Genomic DNA, 12,783 nt, shown 5'->3' on the forward strand with positions numbered 1-12,783 from the left:
AAAAAAGAGCCTTAGTGATGACTCTATCACGAAAAATAAACCGTGTCTAGTACACGGATATAGTCAATCCGAGGGTGATAACCGCATGATAATAAGGATCCATGCTCTTCTATTTCTTCTTTCGTAATCGACTTGCGTCCACCTGTATTTTGACGATTCCAAAATGCAATAATATGTTTTGCATCTAATAAATAAAATTCATCAAAAAGTGTAAATTTAATAATGACAAATGCAATTCCATTATGAGCAACCACTTGCTTCATATGTTCTATTTGATGAAGGTGGAAGTTTTGAAGTGGGAAACTAGTTTTATTTTTTGTTTCCTTTGCTTCAAAATCGATGTATTTCCCTTTGTATACACCGTTGTAATCTGTCGTAGAAGGTTGTTTAAAATACGCTTCTTTTACCACTGCAGCACTTCGAGCGGGGTAATCTACTTTTACAATTTGAAGAGGTGTAGGCTTTTTATGTACACATGCAATATTATGGGTTAAGTAATATTGATTTGTTTCATTCAATTCCTCTTCAAGGGACATACCTCTATTACTATAAGTATGTGTTTTTATAGGTGTTTTTTGAGGTTGTGAAGCTTGATTATACCTTTTTCCATTTGGGTAACGAATGGTCATAGTGTGTCCACTCCCAACTTGCTAAGAATTACTTACAAAGGTGATTATATCAAAAAATGAAAAAAGATGTGACCTTTTTGATGAAAGGTATGATGACTTATTTATGTTTACATGGAATGATTATATGAAAATTAAACAAAATCGAGAAAAAAATTTTTGCACAGAGAAAGAAAAAGCGATCATTCGCAATATTAAAAAGAAAACAGAAATAGCTAATGTGGACAATATTTCTCGGACACAATCTTATCAAGAATATTATTTAAGAAATAGTGAAATCAGGTGGGCCTTTTTAGCGAGTATGGTTTCGAGAAATGCGGGATGGAATATGACTGATTTAGAAGGAAGATATTATGCCACTGTATTACCTGAAACGGTAAAAAAACATTTATTTCTTCTGTACGAACAAGCTAATTGGATTATTTTCTTAGATGCATTTCCTCAGCTATTATTGTATGAGGAAAGTAAGAAGAGACGTGCACCTCTCTTTCATTTGTTGCAATATTTCAGCGTATCAATTTTTATGGAAAAAGAATGGTTACTTTTCTGGGAAAGAAAAGATATGAATAGGCTTATGACAGCGCTTATTATAAATGAACAAAATAAAATTCAAAAACCAGTCATTGAGAACACATATTTTAAAAAACATGTATTCCATACTGCACTTTTTAAAGTACAAGAAAGATTTCATATTAGTGCAGTTATCTTCCCAACAATTGAAGGGAGGATGTATGGATTTTCGGTTTATCAATTTGAAACGTTACAACAGCGTATAGAACTAGGAAAAAAATTAGCATGGTTATTGTTTCATCCAATTTATAATGGTTCGTTTTATAAGTTTGCATTGCAAACTACACATACTGGGTCTAGAGAAGATTATGAATTTTACTCAAAGGAAACTAGAAAATCTTGTACGCCAGCACTTAGAGATGTTTATTCTGTTGTTTCACATGAAGAAATAAAAATGAGAGATTGGTTTTGTGCAAATATGAAAATGAATGTGCTATTTGTACTTGAAGAACCTAAAGGAGAAGTTAATATAACAGAATGGTATAGAAGAAAGAGGGAACAAATCTATAGGATATCTATCGTAAATCGTTTCGTTAAAAGGGTGGATGAGTTCATGATATAATAAAAAAGAAGTCCCGTCTTCCATTTTGAAGACGGGACTTCTTAATTTGAAATAATCCTGCTATGCTTGCTACGACTTTAATCTCAAAACGTAATGCTAGTAGGAGATTAAGGATGATTTGAAATTTACCTGTTCGTAATAAAGTCTCGCTTTATGTAGCAGGGAAGTTTGGACCATCTAGCTTTGGATTGCCAGTCCCGGGTTTATTTTGTTGTTTGTTTTGGTTTTTCTTTTTTTCATTTTTGTTCTTTGCCATTGTAATACACCTCCTTTTTGTATTGTTACCATTTCTATAAATGACATACGAAATGATTTCTTTGACGAATAACAACTAGTTTTGTCATGTGGGCAGGAGTGGTGAATCATTCAGCGAAATTACATGACAAAGGAAAAGCAAAGAAGGAGGCGTTTTGTATATGGCGATGGTTCAGAAGGAAGATGTAATGAAAAAAATGGATCAAATGTTAAGTTCTCTCGATTTGCTGGAAATGAATATAGGGATTAGAATGAATCATGCATTAAAGGATGCGAGTGAAAAAATATGCAATAAGATAGAAATAACAGAAATGCATATTGAACATATGGAAAATAAATTAGTGCATCACGAAGAGAAAGGGAATTGGGTAAAGACATTTCAAAACATCGTAGTGAGTGCATAATAAGGTGGGAAAGAAATGAAGAATGAAGCATTAATACAGTCTTCAGAAAAACTCATGCAGTATAATAATGAAGCGAATGTAAAAAAAAGAGAACTAACCGAATACGACTTTTATAAGGATATGAAACCGTTTGTAGATATGGTGGATGAGGAATTAAAAAAGTGGAAAGAATTAGCTTATACGTGGATTAAAGAAGAAAAGCCAAAATATATACATGTACAGCAAATTGATCAAGTATACGATAATTTACAAACGAATGTGTTACAATGCTTTGTAAATAAAGGTAAAGGTAAACGATTCTTTGAAACACACCAAGCCATTTCGTATACTTTGCAAAATATAGTTGAGCAATGTAAATAACAAGAGGGAGAGCCCTCTTGTTATTTTTATGCTTCTGTCACTGTTGTAGGTTTTGTTGCGCCGTTTATTTCTAATTCTTTTATTAATGTTCGATAATCTGAAATGCATATTTTTCCTTCGAGATACCAATGTCTCGCAAAGTCTAATAATTCATTTGCATTCTCTGTGCAATACCCCTTTTTTTGAGAAAACGCTTGTTTTAAATCCCCTAATACCATGTTGATTCCTCCCCCATGAGAATCTTCTTCTTAATTATCATAGCATGGAAGGGTTTTCTTTTTTAATTTTTTAAAAATTTAAACTTCCGACAAAAATAGACAGATACTCCATTACACATATTATTTTATAGGTACATATTATATATGTAGAAACTTATGTGAGGGAGGAGAGAATGCATGTTTCAACAACCTAACGTATATCAGCAAACGAATCCATATGCACAGCAAAATATGTACCAATATAATACGGATACATATTTACGGTATAATATGTATCCTTTCGAGCCTTATTATGGAAATCAAAATTATTATCAACCGTTTGAAGTGTCCTTTATGAATCAAACTCAACAACCACAACAGCAGCAACCTTATGTGAATCAAGCTCAACAACCACAACAGCAGCAACCTTATGTGAATCAAGCTCAACAACCACAACAGCAGCAACCTTATGTGAATCAGGCTCAACAACCACAACAGCAGCAGCCTTATATGAATTCGCAATATTATATGCCACCACCATCGCCGTATGCTAATCAACAAGCGATGTTTTATCCACCAAAACAACCGTACCCGACGCAGGGTAAGCAAAAGCAACAACAGCCAAGTCAGTTTTCTAGTTTTGTTTCTCAATTTAAAACATCAGATGGTAACTATGATGTAAATAAAATGATGAATACAGCTGGACAAATGATGAATGCGATGAATCAAGTGACAGGTATTGTAAAGCAAGTTGGAGGCTTTTTTGGTAAGTGATGTTGAAGGATTGTCTATGAAAGTATTGTATATGAAATAAAGGACTAGACAAATTTCCTTGTAATAAATGGGTATATATAACAAACGGCTTTCTCTCTTTTCTCATACTGTAAAGTGTAATCAGATTTTTTTAACGAGAGAGGAGAGAAAAAACTATGCATCATTGTCATCCTTGCTTTGGAGGGCATAAGCCTACAGGACCTATTTGTACGACTGCTCCTGTCATTCATCCGACGAAACAATGCGTAACACACTCTTTTTCAACAACGGTGGTGCCACACATTTTCCCAACACATACAACACATGTACATCATCAACAAATTAAAAACCAAAACTTCTTCCCACAAACAAATTCAAATGTAAATGTTGTGGACCCAATCGACCCAGGATTCGGTGGCGGATGTGGACCGTGTGGTCATGGACATCATGGACATCATGGACATCACGTATCTCCATTTGGTCCAGGACCAAATGTATCTCCGTTTGGACCAAACGTATCACCATTCGGACCGAATATTGGACCAAACGTATCACCATTCGGTCCAAATATTGGACCAAACGTTGGTGGAATGTTTAAAAAGTAAATGATATGTTAGAACTAGCGAAATGCTAGTTCTTTTTTTGTAATTGGAGTGTTGATATGAAAGTTATTGCAGTAACAGGATATAAGCCATTTGAACTTGGAATATTTAAAAATGATCATCCAGGGGTGGAGTGTATAAAAAAGGCATTATACCGTAAATTAACCACTTTTGTAGAAGATGGTTTAGAGTGGGTTATAATAAGCGGCCAGTTAGGTGTAGAATTATGGGCTGCTGAAGTTGTTTTTGAAATTCAAGTAGAATATCCAGATTTAAAATTAGCGGTATTCACTCCGTTTTTAGAACAAGAAGAAAATTGGAAAGAAGATAATCGTGAATATTACGAATTTATTCTTTCTCAAGCAGACCATGTTGATAGTATCACGAAAAGGAAGTATGAAAGCCCAGAACAATTTAAATTAAAAAATCAATTTTTTATTGAAAAAAGTGATGCGCTTTTAGCGGTATATGATGAAGAAAAACCAGGAAGTCCCAAATATATTGTAGAAGCAGCAAAGAAAAAAGGGGAAATAGAAAATTATCACAGTTATTTCATTCTTTTTTCTGATTTACAAGATATAATAGAAGAGGAACAGTGGAATAATGCAGAGTAATATGTAATATAGTACTCGTATATATGATTGACAAAAAGCATTGTTTCTGAAAAAATTTAGTTAATGAAAGTTTTGGTAAAAATTTGAGGTGAAGAAAATGATTTCGGATAAAATTAAATTAACAGCGAAAGATATTTTAGAAAAAGAATTTAAAACAGGTATGAGAGGTTATCAGCAAGAAGAAGTAGACAAGTTTCTTGATATGATCATTAAAGACTATGAAGCTTTCCACAAAGAGTTTGAGCAATTAAAGCAACAAAATGCTCGTTTAAAGCGTGAATTAGAGGAACAAAAACTAGCAGTAACGCAAGTTCCACAACAACCTGTACAAACACCAGTTGCACAACCGGTTTATAACAACACGAATACGGATATTTTAAAACGCTTATCTAACTTAGAAAAAGCTGTATTTGGAAGTAAGTTATACGAATGATGTAAGGTGGGAAAAGGTTTAAGCGTTTTACATAGAAAAAAACGTTGCAAAATCTTTTTGTTTCCACTATACTAATGGATGTCATAACGTTTGGGTAATCGCTGCAACGCCAACGTTGTAGAGGAAAGTCCATGCTCGCACGGCCTGAGATGGCTGTAGTGTTCGTGCCTAGCCAATTCATAAGCTAGGGTATTCTGGCTGTAATGCTGGTTTAACGGCAGGGAAAAAACCTAAGTCCTTTCGGATATGGTTTGACTACCTTTAAAGTGCCACAGTGACGAAGTCCTTGAAGAAATGATAGGAGTGGAACGAGGTAAACCCCACGAGCGAGAAACCCAAATAATGGTAGGGGAATCTTTTCCAAGGAAATGAACGACGGGAAAGGACAGGTTTTATAACCTGTAGATAGATGATTGCCACCGGAGTACGAGGCGTGGGCCGTTTGTAGTACAAAGGAACAGAACATGGCTTACAGAACGTTATGAACCAACTATGAAATAACTCAGCTCTCCTTTGTTAGAGGAGGGCTTTTTATTTGTATGAAGTTGTAAAGTATGAGTTAAAATGGTTAATGAGAAAATTTTTCGTAAAATGTAATGATTAATAGGACCAATTGCTATTAATTATTGTTTGAATATACATAAGAGGTGAATGCAAATGGGAAAAGTTACTTTAATTGCAACAGCGGCAATGGGTATTGAAGCGTTAGTTGCCCGAGAAGTTCGCGATCTTGGTTATGAATGTCAAGTAGAAAACAGCAAAGTAACATTTGAAGCAGATGAAAAGGCGATTTGTCGTACGAATTTATGGTTGCGTACTGCGGACCGTGTAAAAATTAAAGTTGGCGAATTTAAAGCAACAACATTTGATGAGCTATTTGAAAAAACGAAAGCATTAAACTGGGGAGATTATATTCCAGAGAATGGCGAATTCCCTGTTATCGGTAAATCTTTAAAATCTGAATTATTCAGTGTTTCGGATTGCCAACGTATCGTTAAAAAAGCTGTCGTTGAAAAATTAAAAACAACATATAAACGTACAACTTGGTTTGAAGAAGATGGTCCGTTATTCCGTATCGAGATTGCAATGCTCAAGGATATTGCAACATTAACAATTGATGCGAGTGGTGTTGGACTTCATAAACGTGGATACCGTATGGATCAAGGGGAAGCTCCGTTAAAAGAAACATTAGCTGCGTCTTTAATTAAATTAACAAACTGGAAGCCAGATCGTCCATTTGTTGATCCATTCTGTGGATCAGGTACAATTCCGATTGAAGCAGCATTAATTGGACAAAACATTGCACCAGGATTTAACCGTGGTTTCGCATCTGACGAGTGGGGCTGGGTAGGTAAACAAAACTGGCGTGAAGCTCGTCAAGAAGCTGAAGATTTAGCGAACTATGATCAACGCTTACAAATCATTGGATCAGATATTGATCATCGTATGATTCGAGTTGCTCAAGATAACGCAGAAGAAGTAGGCTTAAGCGATTTAATTACATTTAAACAAATGCAAGTAAAAGATTTCACAACAAAAGAGGATTATGGCTACGTTGTAACGAATCCTCCATACGGAGAACGTTTAAGTGAAAAAGCACTCGTTGAACAACTGTATAAAGAAATGGGACAAGTATTCCGCCCGTTAGATACATGGTCAGCGTATGTATTAACAAGCTACGAAGCATTTGAGAAGTGTTACGGAAAAGATGCGTCGAAGAAGCGTAAACTATTTAACGGATTTATCCGTACAGATTACTACCAATACTTCGGAAAACGTCCACCGCGTAATTCATAGTATAAAACTCCTCCAGCGCGCATATACTGGCTATTATGTAATGCGTAAAGGAGGAAGTGATATGGATAATTTCCAATTATCAATGATTCAAAAAGCTATTCACCGTACGTATGATGAGCTCGGAAAAGAAGTGGATAGTCAAGGTGCGATTGTAGATGAAATACAAAAAGCACAAGAAGAATATTTGTCAGCTCTTTCACATGAAACAGCGATTGATAAACGGTATTTAAAGTCATTAATATAGAAGAAAATTTTCCTTTTTCGAAAGGAAAATTTTTTTTCGTGAATTTCTATGTATTGCAACAGGGGAAAGCAAATGCATACATATGCGTAGCAGTTGCTATTATTTTTTTATAGAAAAACTTTTTGGTTGGAGGCTAAGGATGTTTACTGAGAAGAGATTACCATTTGAAGTAGGAAAACAAGATAATTTTTATGATAAGTTGAATGAGTGGATTGGAGATGTGTTTTACGACATCCTTCCGGAAAAAGGCTTTGAAGAGCGTGATGAACAAATTTTTATGGCGTTTCAGTTAGAACGCGCTTTCCAAGAAAAGAAAGTTATGTTCGCAGAAGCTGGTGTAGGAACAGGGAAAACAATTGTATATCTTCTATATGCAATTTGTTACGCGCGTTATACTGGGAAACCAGCTATTATTGCTTGTGCAGATGAAACGTTAATTGAGCAGCTTGTAAAAGAAGAAGGGGACATCGCTAAGTTATCTGAAGCATTAGGGCTATCTGTTGATGTAAGGCTTGCAAAATCAATGGATAATTATTTATGCTTACGTAAACTTGAAGATGTTATGAGTGGACGAGCTCCAGAAGTAATTGAAGACGTATATTACGAGTTACCACAGTTTGTATTCGATCATGGTACGATGCAAAACTTTACTCACTATGGTGACAGAAAAGAATTTCCACTTTTAAATGACGAAGAATGGTCAAAAGTAAATTGGGATTACTTCCAAGATTGCTTTACTTGTGATTCTCGTCATCGTTGTGGACAAACTCTTTCTCGTGAACATTATCGTAAAGCAGCAGATTTAATTATTTGTTCTCAAGATTTCTATATGGATCATATTTGGACGTACGATGCTCGTAAGCGTGAAGGGCAAATTCCGTTATTACCAGAAAGTAGCTGCGTTGTATTCGATGAGGGACATCTTGTAGAATATACAGCTCAAAAAGCTTTAACATACCGTTTAAAGCAAACGATGATGGAGCAACTTTTAACGAGATTGCTACAAAACGATATTCGTGAGGAGTTTGCACATTTAGTAGAAGAAACAATTTGGCAAACAGAGCGATTCTTTGATGTGTTACAAGAAAACAAAAAAGAAATTGCCGGTTCTGATCGTTTAGAAATTACTGTGACAGAAAAAGTAACAGCTGAAGCGAAACGACTTTATGCAAAAATCGGTGAAGTTGGAGATGCATTAGTATTCGAAAGTGAAATGCATACAGTAAACACGTATGATTTAAATATTGTTGATGAGCATTTAGATGTATTAGAACATTCACTTCGTCTGTTCATGCACGAGAAAAATGTAATTACTTGGGGTGAAGAAGGTGATGGTGCCTTCACGTTAGTTATTATGCCGCGTGCAGTTGAAGAAGTATTACAAGAGAAAGTGTTCTCGAAGAAAATACCGTATATTTTCTCTTCTGCGACATTATCGAACAACGATTCATTCGCTTTCACAGCTAATAGCCTAGGGGTAAAAGATTACTTGTCATTCTCAGTTGCTTCACCGTTTGATTATGAAGAGCAAATGACAGTAAACTTACTATCGCATACGAAAGAAAATGAATGGGAAAGAAAGTGTCAATATACACTTGAAAATATTCAAAAAACAAATGGACGTACGCTTGTATTGTTCCGTACAACGCAAGAGCTTGCAGCGTTCAAAGAGTATGTAAGTAAAGAGCAAATGTCGGTTCCGTTCTTATATGAAGGCGATCAGGAAATTAGTCAGCTCGTTTCTCGTTTCCAAAATGAAGAAGAGACTGTACTTTGTGCGGTTCATTTATGGGAAGGTTTAGATATTCCTGGTTCATCATTATCGCACGTTATTATTTGGTCTTTACCATTCCCTCCAAACGATCCTGTGTTTGAAGCGAAACGTAAGCACGTAAATGATCCATTCTGGGATGTAGATGTACCATATATGATTTTACGACTTCGTCAAGGAATTGGGCGTTTAATTCGTACAAGTGAAGATAAAGGTGCTATATCAATCTTCTTATCTGATTCAGAAGATGAGAAAGTAGTTGCAGCTGTGAAAAATGTACTGCCAGTAGAAGGTATAGAATTATAAGGAGAAAGCTTGGCGCTTGCCAAGCTTTTTTCTATTATAAAAGGAATTTATGTTTCCGTGTCGAATTAAGTTTGAGGTAGAAAAAGGAGGCTTTTATACGATGACAGTTGCTACATATGAAGTAGAAAAACAATTTTTAACATACGTGAAGAAGATACAAAATTACGGAGAAGCATTAAGTTTAATGTTTTGGGATTTAAGAACAGGTGCACCAAAAAAAGGTGTAGATCAGCGTTCAGAAGTAATTGGTATGCTTTCGTCAGAAGTGTTTGCTATGTCGACTTCAGATGAGATGGGAAACTATTTAACAGAGCTTGAAGCTTTAATACGTGAAGATAAACTTTCTGAAACGACGAAGAAAATGGTTGAAGAGTGTCGGAAAGAATATGATAGAAATAAAAAAATTCCACAAGCTGAATATGAGGCTTATGTGAAATTAGAAGCGAAAGCAGAGAGTGTGTGGGAAGAAGCTCGCGAAAAATCTGATTTCGAAATGTTCCGCCCGTACTTAGAAAAAATTGTTGAATTTAAAAAGAAATTTATTACATATTGGGGTTATGAAACATATAAATACAATACATTATTAGACATGTATGAGCCAGGTATTACAGTAGAAGTTTTAGATCACGTATTTGGTCAACTTCGTGGGCGTATCGTGCCGCTTGTAAAAGAAATCTCTGAGTCTAAAAAAGGATTAAAAACAAGTGCTTTATCGGAACAATTTTCAAAAGAAAAACAAAAGAACTTTACATTAGAACTATTAAAGCAATTGAATTATGACTTTGAAGCAGGTCGTCTTGATGAAACAGTACATCCTTTCGAAATTACATTAAATAGAGGGGATGTTCGTATTACGACACGCTATGATGAAAAAGATTTCCGTATGGCTGTATTTGGAACAATTCATGAATGTGGTCATGCAGTATATGAACAAAACATTGCAGAACAATTTGAAGGTACACCACTTTGCAGTGGTACATCTATGGGTATTCACGAATCACAATCATTATTCTTTGAGAACTTTATCGGCCGTAATAAATCATTCTGGAAGAAAAATTATGATTTATTAAAAGAGTATAGCGATGGTCAATTTGATGATATGTCAGTCGATGAGTTTTATGATGCAATTAACGAATCGAAGCCGTCATTCATTCGTATAGAAGCAGATGAGCTTACATACCCGCTTCATGTTATGGTGCGTTATGAATTAGAGAAAGAATTATTTGATGGTACATTACAAGTGAAGGACTTACCAGCAGCTTGGAATGATAAGATGGAAGCATATTTAGGAATTCGTCCGGAAAATGATGCGCAAGGTGTATTGCAAGATGTTCACTGGGCTGGTGGCTCATTTGGATACTTCCCATCTTATGCGCTTGGTTACATGTATGCAGCGCAATTTAAGCAAAGAATGTTAAAAGACATTCCGAATTTTGATGCATTATTAGAAGAAGGAAATATAACGCCGATTCGTGAATGGTTAACAGAACATATTCACCAATATGGTAAAACGAAAAAGCCGCTTGAAATTTTAGAAGATGTAACAGGTGAAGGCTTAAATGCAAACTACTTAGCCGATTATTTAGAAGCGAAATATAAAGAGATTTATGAGTTGTAAAAAAAGAGCTGCTTAATTGCAGCTCTTTTTATTAAAGGGGATGATAAAATGGATTATACATATACAGTAATGAAGCAAGAAGAAGCGGAGGAAATTGTGTATAACTGGCATTATGAAGGGAAATATTCTTTTTATGATATAGAGGCAGATGAAGAAGATTTAGCTGAATTTTTACATGATGAGAGTAGAGGGAATCATACATTTTCAGTGAAGGAAAATGGCATTCTCGTTGGTTTTTTTACTATTTGTAAAATAAATAATGGAACGGTTGATATAGGACTTGGAATGAGACCTGATATAACTGGCAATGGATTTGGTTTACAGTTCGTGAATGCTGGACTAGCTTTTAGCAAAGAAAAATACGGATGCAAATATATAACACTATCAGTAGCGACATTTAATGAGAGAGCGATAAAAGTGTATAAAAGGGCGGGATTTGAAGCGGTTGGAACGTTTATACAGAAAACAAATGGTAGTTGTTTTGAGTTTTTGAAAATGAACTATATATGTAAACGTGATTAAAAAACAGAGGGATCTTCTGTTTTTTTATTTTGATTTAGAAATATATGATACATATTTTTTTACTTGTTGTAATTGAGGGTTTTGAAATTTTGGTAGAGGGTGTGTATGATAGAAGTTTAGTAGCAAATAGTAGGTTTAGCAAGGAAAGGTAGAGGTAGTATGATTACAATTAAAACGAAAAATGAAATAGATTTGATGCATGAATCTGGAAAATTACTTGCTTCATGTCATAAAGAAATTGCGAAAATGATAAAGCCAGGCATAACGACACAAGAGATTGATACGTTTGTTGAAATGTATTTAAAAAAGTATGGTGCCACATCTGAACAGAAAGGTTACAATGGGTATCCATATGCGATATGTGCATCTGTAAACGATGAAATGTGTCATGCGTTTCCGGCCGATGTTCCTTTAACTGAGGGTGATATTGTAACAATTGACACGGTAGTAAACTTAAATGGGGGTCTTTCAGATTCTGCTTGGACGTATAGAGTTGGAAAAGTTTCTGATGAAGCAGAAAAGTTGTTGCTAGTAGCTGAGAATGCTTTGTATAAAGGAATTGACCAGGCGATAATCGGTAATCATGTAGGAGATATTGGCTATGCAATTGAAAGTTATGTAACAAATGAAGGTTTTTCTGTTGCAAGAGACTTTACGGGGCATGGGATCGGTAAAGAGATTCATGAAGAACCAGCAATTTTTCATTTTGGGAAGCAAGGACAAGGGCCTCAGTTACAAGAAGGAATGGTGATTACGATTGAGCCGATTGTCAATGTAGGTATGCGATATTCGAAAGTAGATTTAAATGGGTGGACTGCACGAACGATGGATGGGAAATTATCAGCTCAATATGAGCATACACTTGCGATTACAAAAGATGGGCCAATCATTTTAACGAAGTTGTAATTGGGAATGAAAGAGTTTACAAAACTCGAACGAAAATAGTAGTTTTTAAAAATTCGTACGTGTTTTTTCGATAAATGCTTTTCAAAGTATAAAAAGTGCGTTATAATCCTTCTATAAAATAAATAGTTAGCTACACTCATATAATCGCGGGGATATGGCCTGCAAGTTTCTACCGAAGTACCGTAAATACTTTGACTATGAGTGAGGACGAATATAATTGCTTGTTTGGCATTCTTTTTTGCG

Annotated in this window: 16 protein-coding genes, 1 other RNA gene and 1 riboswitch; of the genes, 14 read left to right on the forward strand and 3 right to left on the reverse strand. The window is 35.1% G+C overall.

Features of this window, described 5'->3' with window-relative positions; genetic code table 11:
* Positions 1–26: 26 nt before the first annotated feature.
* Complete coding sequence (recU, locus tag ACTJJY_RS01800; protein ID WP_000155599.1) at positions 27–629, reverse strand: Holliday junction resolvase RecU; 603 nt, start codon at positions 627–629, stop codon at positions 27–29.
* Between the two features lie 103 nt (positions 630–732).
* Between recU and ACTJJY_RS01805 the strand changes: the two genes are divergently transcribed.
* The gene (locus ACTJJY_RS01805) at positions 733–1,758 is read left to right on the forward strand and encodes a DUF2515 domain-containing protein (protein ID WP_440604992.1); all 1,026 of its coding nucleotides are present in this window, start codon (positions 733–735) and stop codon (positions 1,756–1,758) included.
* A 151-nt stretch (positions 1,759–1,909) separates the two neighbouring features.
* On the opposite strand, the gene ACTJJY_RS01810 is transcribed toward ACTJJY_RS01805, so the two are convergent.
* Positions 1,910–2,089, reverse strand: coding sequence for a phage portal protein (locus ACTJJY_RS01810; protein WP_440604862.1), 180 nt, complete (start codon positions 2,087–2,089; stop codon positions 1,910–1,912).
* A gap of 85 nt (positions 2,090–2,174) precedes the next feature.
* Here ACTJJY_RS01810 and ACTJJY_RS01815 point away from each other — a divergent pair, with 85 nt between their 5' ends.
* Positions 2,175–2,417, forward strand: a complete 243-nt coding sequence (locus ACTJJY_RS01815; protein WP_440604863.1) for a hypothetical protein — start codon at positions 2,175–2,177, stop codon at positions 2,415–2,417.
* Between the two features lie 15 nt (positions 2,418–2,432).
* Positions 2,433–2,777, forward strand: coding sequence for a YppE family protein (locus ACTJJY_RS01820; RefSeq protein WP_000786940.1), 345 nt, complete (start codon positions 2,433–2,435; stop codon positions 2,775–2,777).
* 26 nt (positions 2,778–2,803) lie between these two features.
* Here ACTJJY_RS01820 and ACTJJY_RS01825 read toward each other — a convergent pair whose 3' ends face one another.
* Complete coding sequence (locus ACTJJY_RS01825; RefSeq protein WP_098518524.1) at positions 2,804–2,995, reverse strand: YppF family protein; 192 nt, start codon at positions 2,993–2,995, stop codon at positions 2,804–2,806.
* A gap of 177 nt (positions 2,996–3,172) precedes the next feature.
* On the opposite strand from ACTJJY_RS01825, the gene ACTJJY_RS01830 reads away from it, so the two are divergent.
* From ACTJJY_RS01830 to ACTJJY_RS01880, 11 genes are all read left to right on the forward strand, one after another.
* Positions 3,173–3,748, forward strand: a complete 576-nt coding sequence (locus tag ACTJJY_RS01830; protein ID WP_440604864.1) for a YppG family protein — start codon at positions 3,173–3,175, stop codon at positions 3,746–3,748.
* A 155-nt stretch (positions 3,749–3,903) separates the two neighbouring features.
* Positions 3,904–4,332, forward strand: coding sequence for a CotD family spore coat protein (locus ACTJJY_RS01835; protein WP_000546268.1), 429 nt, complete (start codon positions 3,904–3,906; stop codon positions 4,330–4,332).
* 56 nt (positions 4,333–4,388) lie between these two features.
* Positions 4,389–4,943, forward strand: a complete 555-nt coding sequence (locus tag ACTJJY_RS01840; RefSeq protein WP_000862925.1) for a DUF1273 domain-containing protein — start codon at positions 4,389–4,391, stop codon at positions 4,941–4,943.
* Between the two features lie 97 nt (positions 4,944–5,040).
* Positions 5,041–5,376 (forward strand): cell division regulator GpsB, encoded by a 336-nt coding sequence (gene gpsB / locus ACTJJY_RS01845; protein ID WP_000622431.1) that lies wholly within the window; start codon positions 5,041–5,043, stop codon positions 5,374–5,376.
* Between the two features lie 86 nt (positions 5,377–5,462).
* Positions 5,463–5,853, forward strand: an RNA gene (rnpB, locus tag ACTJJY_RS01850) — RNase P RNA component class B.
* A gap of 180 nt (positions 5,854–6,033) precedes the next feature.
* The gene (locus ACTJJY_RS01855) at positions 6,034–7,173 is read left to right on the forward strand and encodes a THUMP domain-containing class I SAM-dependent RNA methyltransferase (protein WP_000521227.1); all 1,140 of its coding nucleotides are present in this window, start codon (positions 6,034–6,036) and stop codon (positions 7,171–7,173) included.
* Between the two features lie 61 nt (positions 7,174–7,234).
* Entirely contained in the window at positions 7,235–7,417 is a 183-nt protein-coding gene (locus ACTJJY_RS01860; RefSeq protein WP_000368570.1) for a DUF3921 domain-containing protein, read from the forward strand.
* Between the two features lie 139 nt (positions 7,418–7,556).
* Positions 7,557–9,494: an ATP-dependent DNA helicase gene (locus tag ACTJJY_RS01865; RefSeq protein WP_440604865.1), complete on the forward strand. Its 1,938-nt coding sequence runs from the start codon at positions 7,557–7,559 to the stop codon at positions 9,492–9,494.
* A 100-nt stretch (positions 9,495–9,594) separates the two neighbouring features.
* The gene (gene ypwA, locus ACTJJY_RS01870) at positions 9,595–11,112 is read left to right on the forward strand and encodes a carboxypeptidase (protein ID WP_440604866.1); all 1,518 of its coding nucleotides are present in this window, start codon (positions 9,595–9,597) and stop codon (positions 11,110–11,112) included.
* A 48-nt stretch (positions 11,113–11,160) separates the two neighbouring features.
* On the forward strand, positions 11,161–11,634 hold the full coding sequence (locus ACTJJY_RS01875; protein ID WP_440604867.1) for a GNAT family N-acetyltransferase: 474 nt from the start codon (positions 11,161–11,163) through the stop codon (positions 11,632–11,634).
* Positions 11,635–11,793: 159 nt separating this feature from the next.
* On the forward strand, positions 11,794–12,540 hold the full coding sequence (locus tag ACTJJY_RS01880; RefSeq protein ID WP_098854916.1) for a type I methionyl aminopeptidase: 747 nt from the start codon (positions 11,794–11,796) through the stop codon (positions 12,538–12,540).
* 116 nt (positions 12,541–12,656) lie between these two features.
* Positions 12,657–12,758, forward strand: a riboswitch (purine riboswitch).
* The last annotated feature ends 25 nt before the right edge of the window (positions 12,759–12,783 follow it).

This window comes from Bacillus sp. 22475 (genome assembly GCF_052044835.1).
GTDB lineage: Bacteria > Bacillota > Bacilli > Bacillales > Bacillaceae_G > Bacillus_A > Bacillus_A cereus.

What these genes read in the sequence shown, in the direction of transcription:
- recU (WP_000155599.1), bottom strand. Translation starts at nt 629, where the DNA reads ATGACCATTCGTTACCCAAATGGAAAAAGGTATAATCAAGCTTCACAA.
- ACTJJY_RS01805 (WP_440604992.1), top strand. Translation starts at nt 733, where the DNA reads ATGTTTACATGGAATGATTATATGAAAATTAAACAAAATCGAGAAAAA.
- ACTJJY_RS01815 (WP_440604863.1), top strand. Translation starts at nt 2,175, where the DNA reads ATGGCGATGGTTCAGAAGGAAGATGTAATGAAAAAAATGGATCAAATG.
- ACTJJY_RS01820 (WP_000786940.1), top strand. Translation starts at nt 2,433, where the DNA reads ATGAAGAATGAAGCATTAATACAGTCTTCAGAAAAACTCATGCAGTAT.
- ACTJJY_RS01825 (WP_098518524.1), bottom strand. Translation starts at nt 2,995, where the DNA reads ATGGTATTAGGGGATTTAAAACAAGCGTTTTCTCAAAAAAAGGGGTAT.
- ACTJJY_RS01830 (WP_440604864.1), top strand. Translation starts at nt 3,173, where the DNA reads ATGTTTCAACAACCTAACGTATATCAGCAAACGAATCCATATGCACAG.
- ACTJJY_RS01835 (WP_000546268.1), top strand. Translation starts at nt 3,904, where the DNA reads ATGCATCATTGTCATCCTTGCTTTGGAGGGCATAAGCCTACAGGACCT.
- ACTJJY_RS01840 (WP_000862925.1), top strand. Translation starts at nt 4,389, where the DNA reads ATGAAAGTTATTGCAGTAACAGGATATAAGCCATTTGAACTTGGAATA.
- gpsB (WP_000622431.1), top strand. Translation starts at nt 5,041, where the DNA reads ATGATTTCGGATAAAATTAAATTAACAGCGAAAGATATTTTAGAAAAA.
- ACTJJY_RS01855 (WP_000521227.1), top strand. Translation starts at nt 6,034, where the DNA reads ATGGGAAAAGTTACTTTAATTGCAACAGCGGCAATGGGTATTGAAGCG.
- ACTJJY_RS01860 (WP_000368570.1), top strand. Translation starts at nt 7,235, where the DNA reads ATGGATAATTTCCAATTATCAATGATTCAAAAAGCTATTCACCGTACG.
- ACTJJY_RS01865 (WP_440604865.1), top strand. Translation starts at nt 7,557, where the DNA reads ATGTTTACTGAGAAGAGATTACCATTTGAAGTAGGAAAACAAGATAAT.
- ypwA (WP_440604866.1), top strand. Translation starts at nt 9,595, where the DNA reads ATGACAGTTGCTACATATGAAGTAGAAAAACAATTTTTAACATACGTG.
- ACTJJY_RS01875 (WP_440604867.1), top strand. Translation starts at nt 11,161, where the DNA reads ATGGATTATACATATACAGTAATGAAGCAAGAAGAAGCGGAGGAAATT.
- ACTJJY_RS01880 (WP_098854916.1), top strand. Translation starts at nt 11,794, where the DNA reads ATGATTACAATTAAAACGAAAAATGAAATAGATTTGATGCATGAATCT.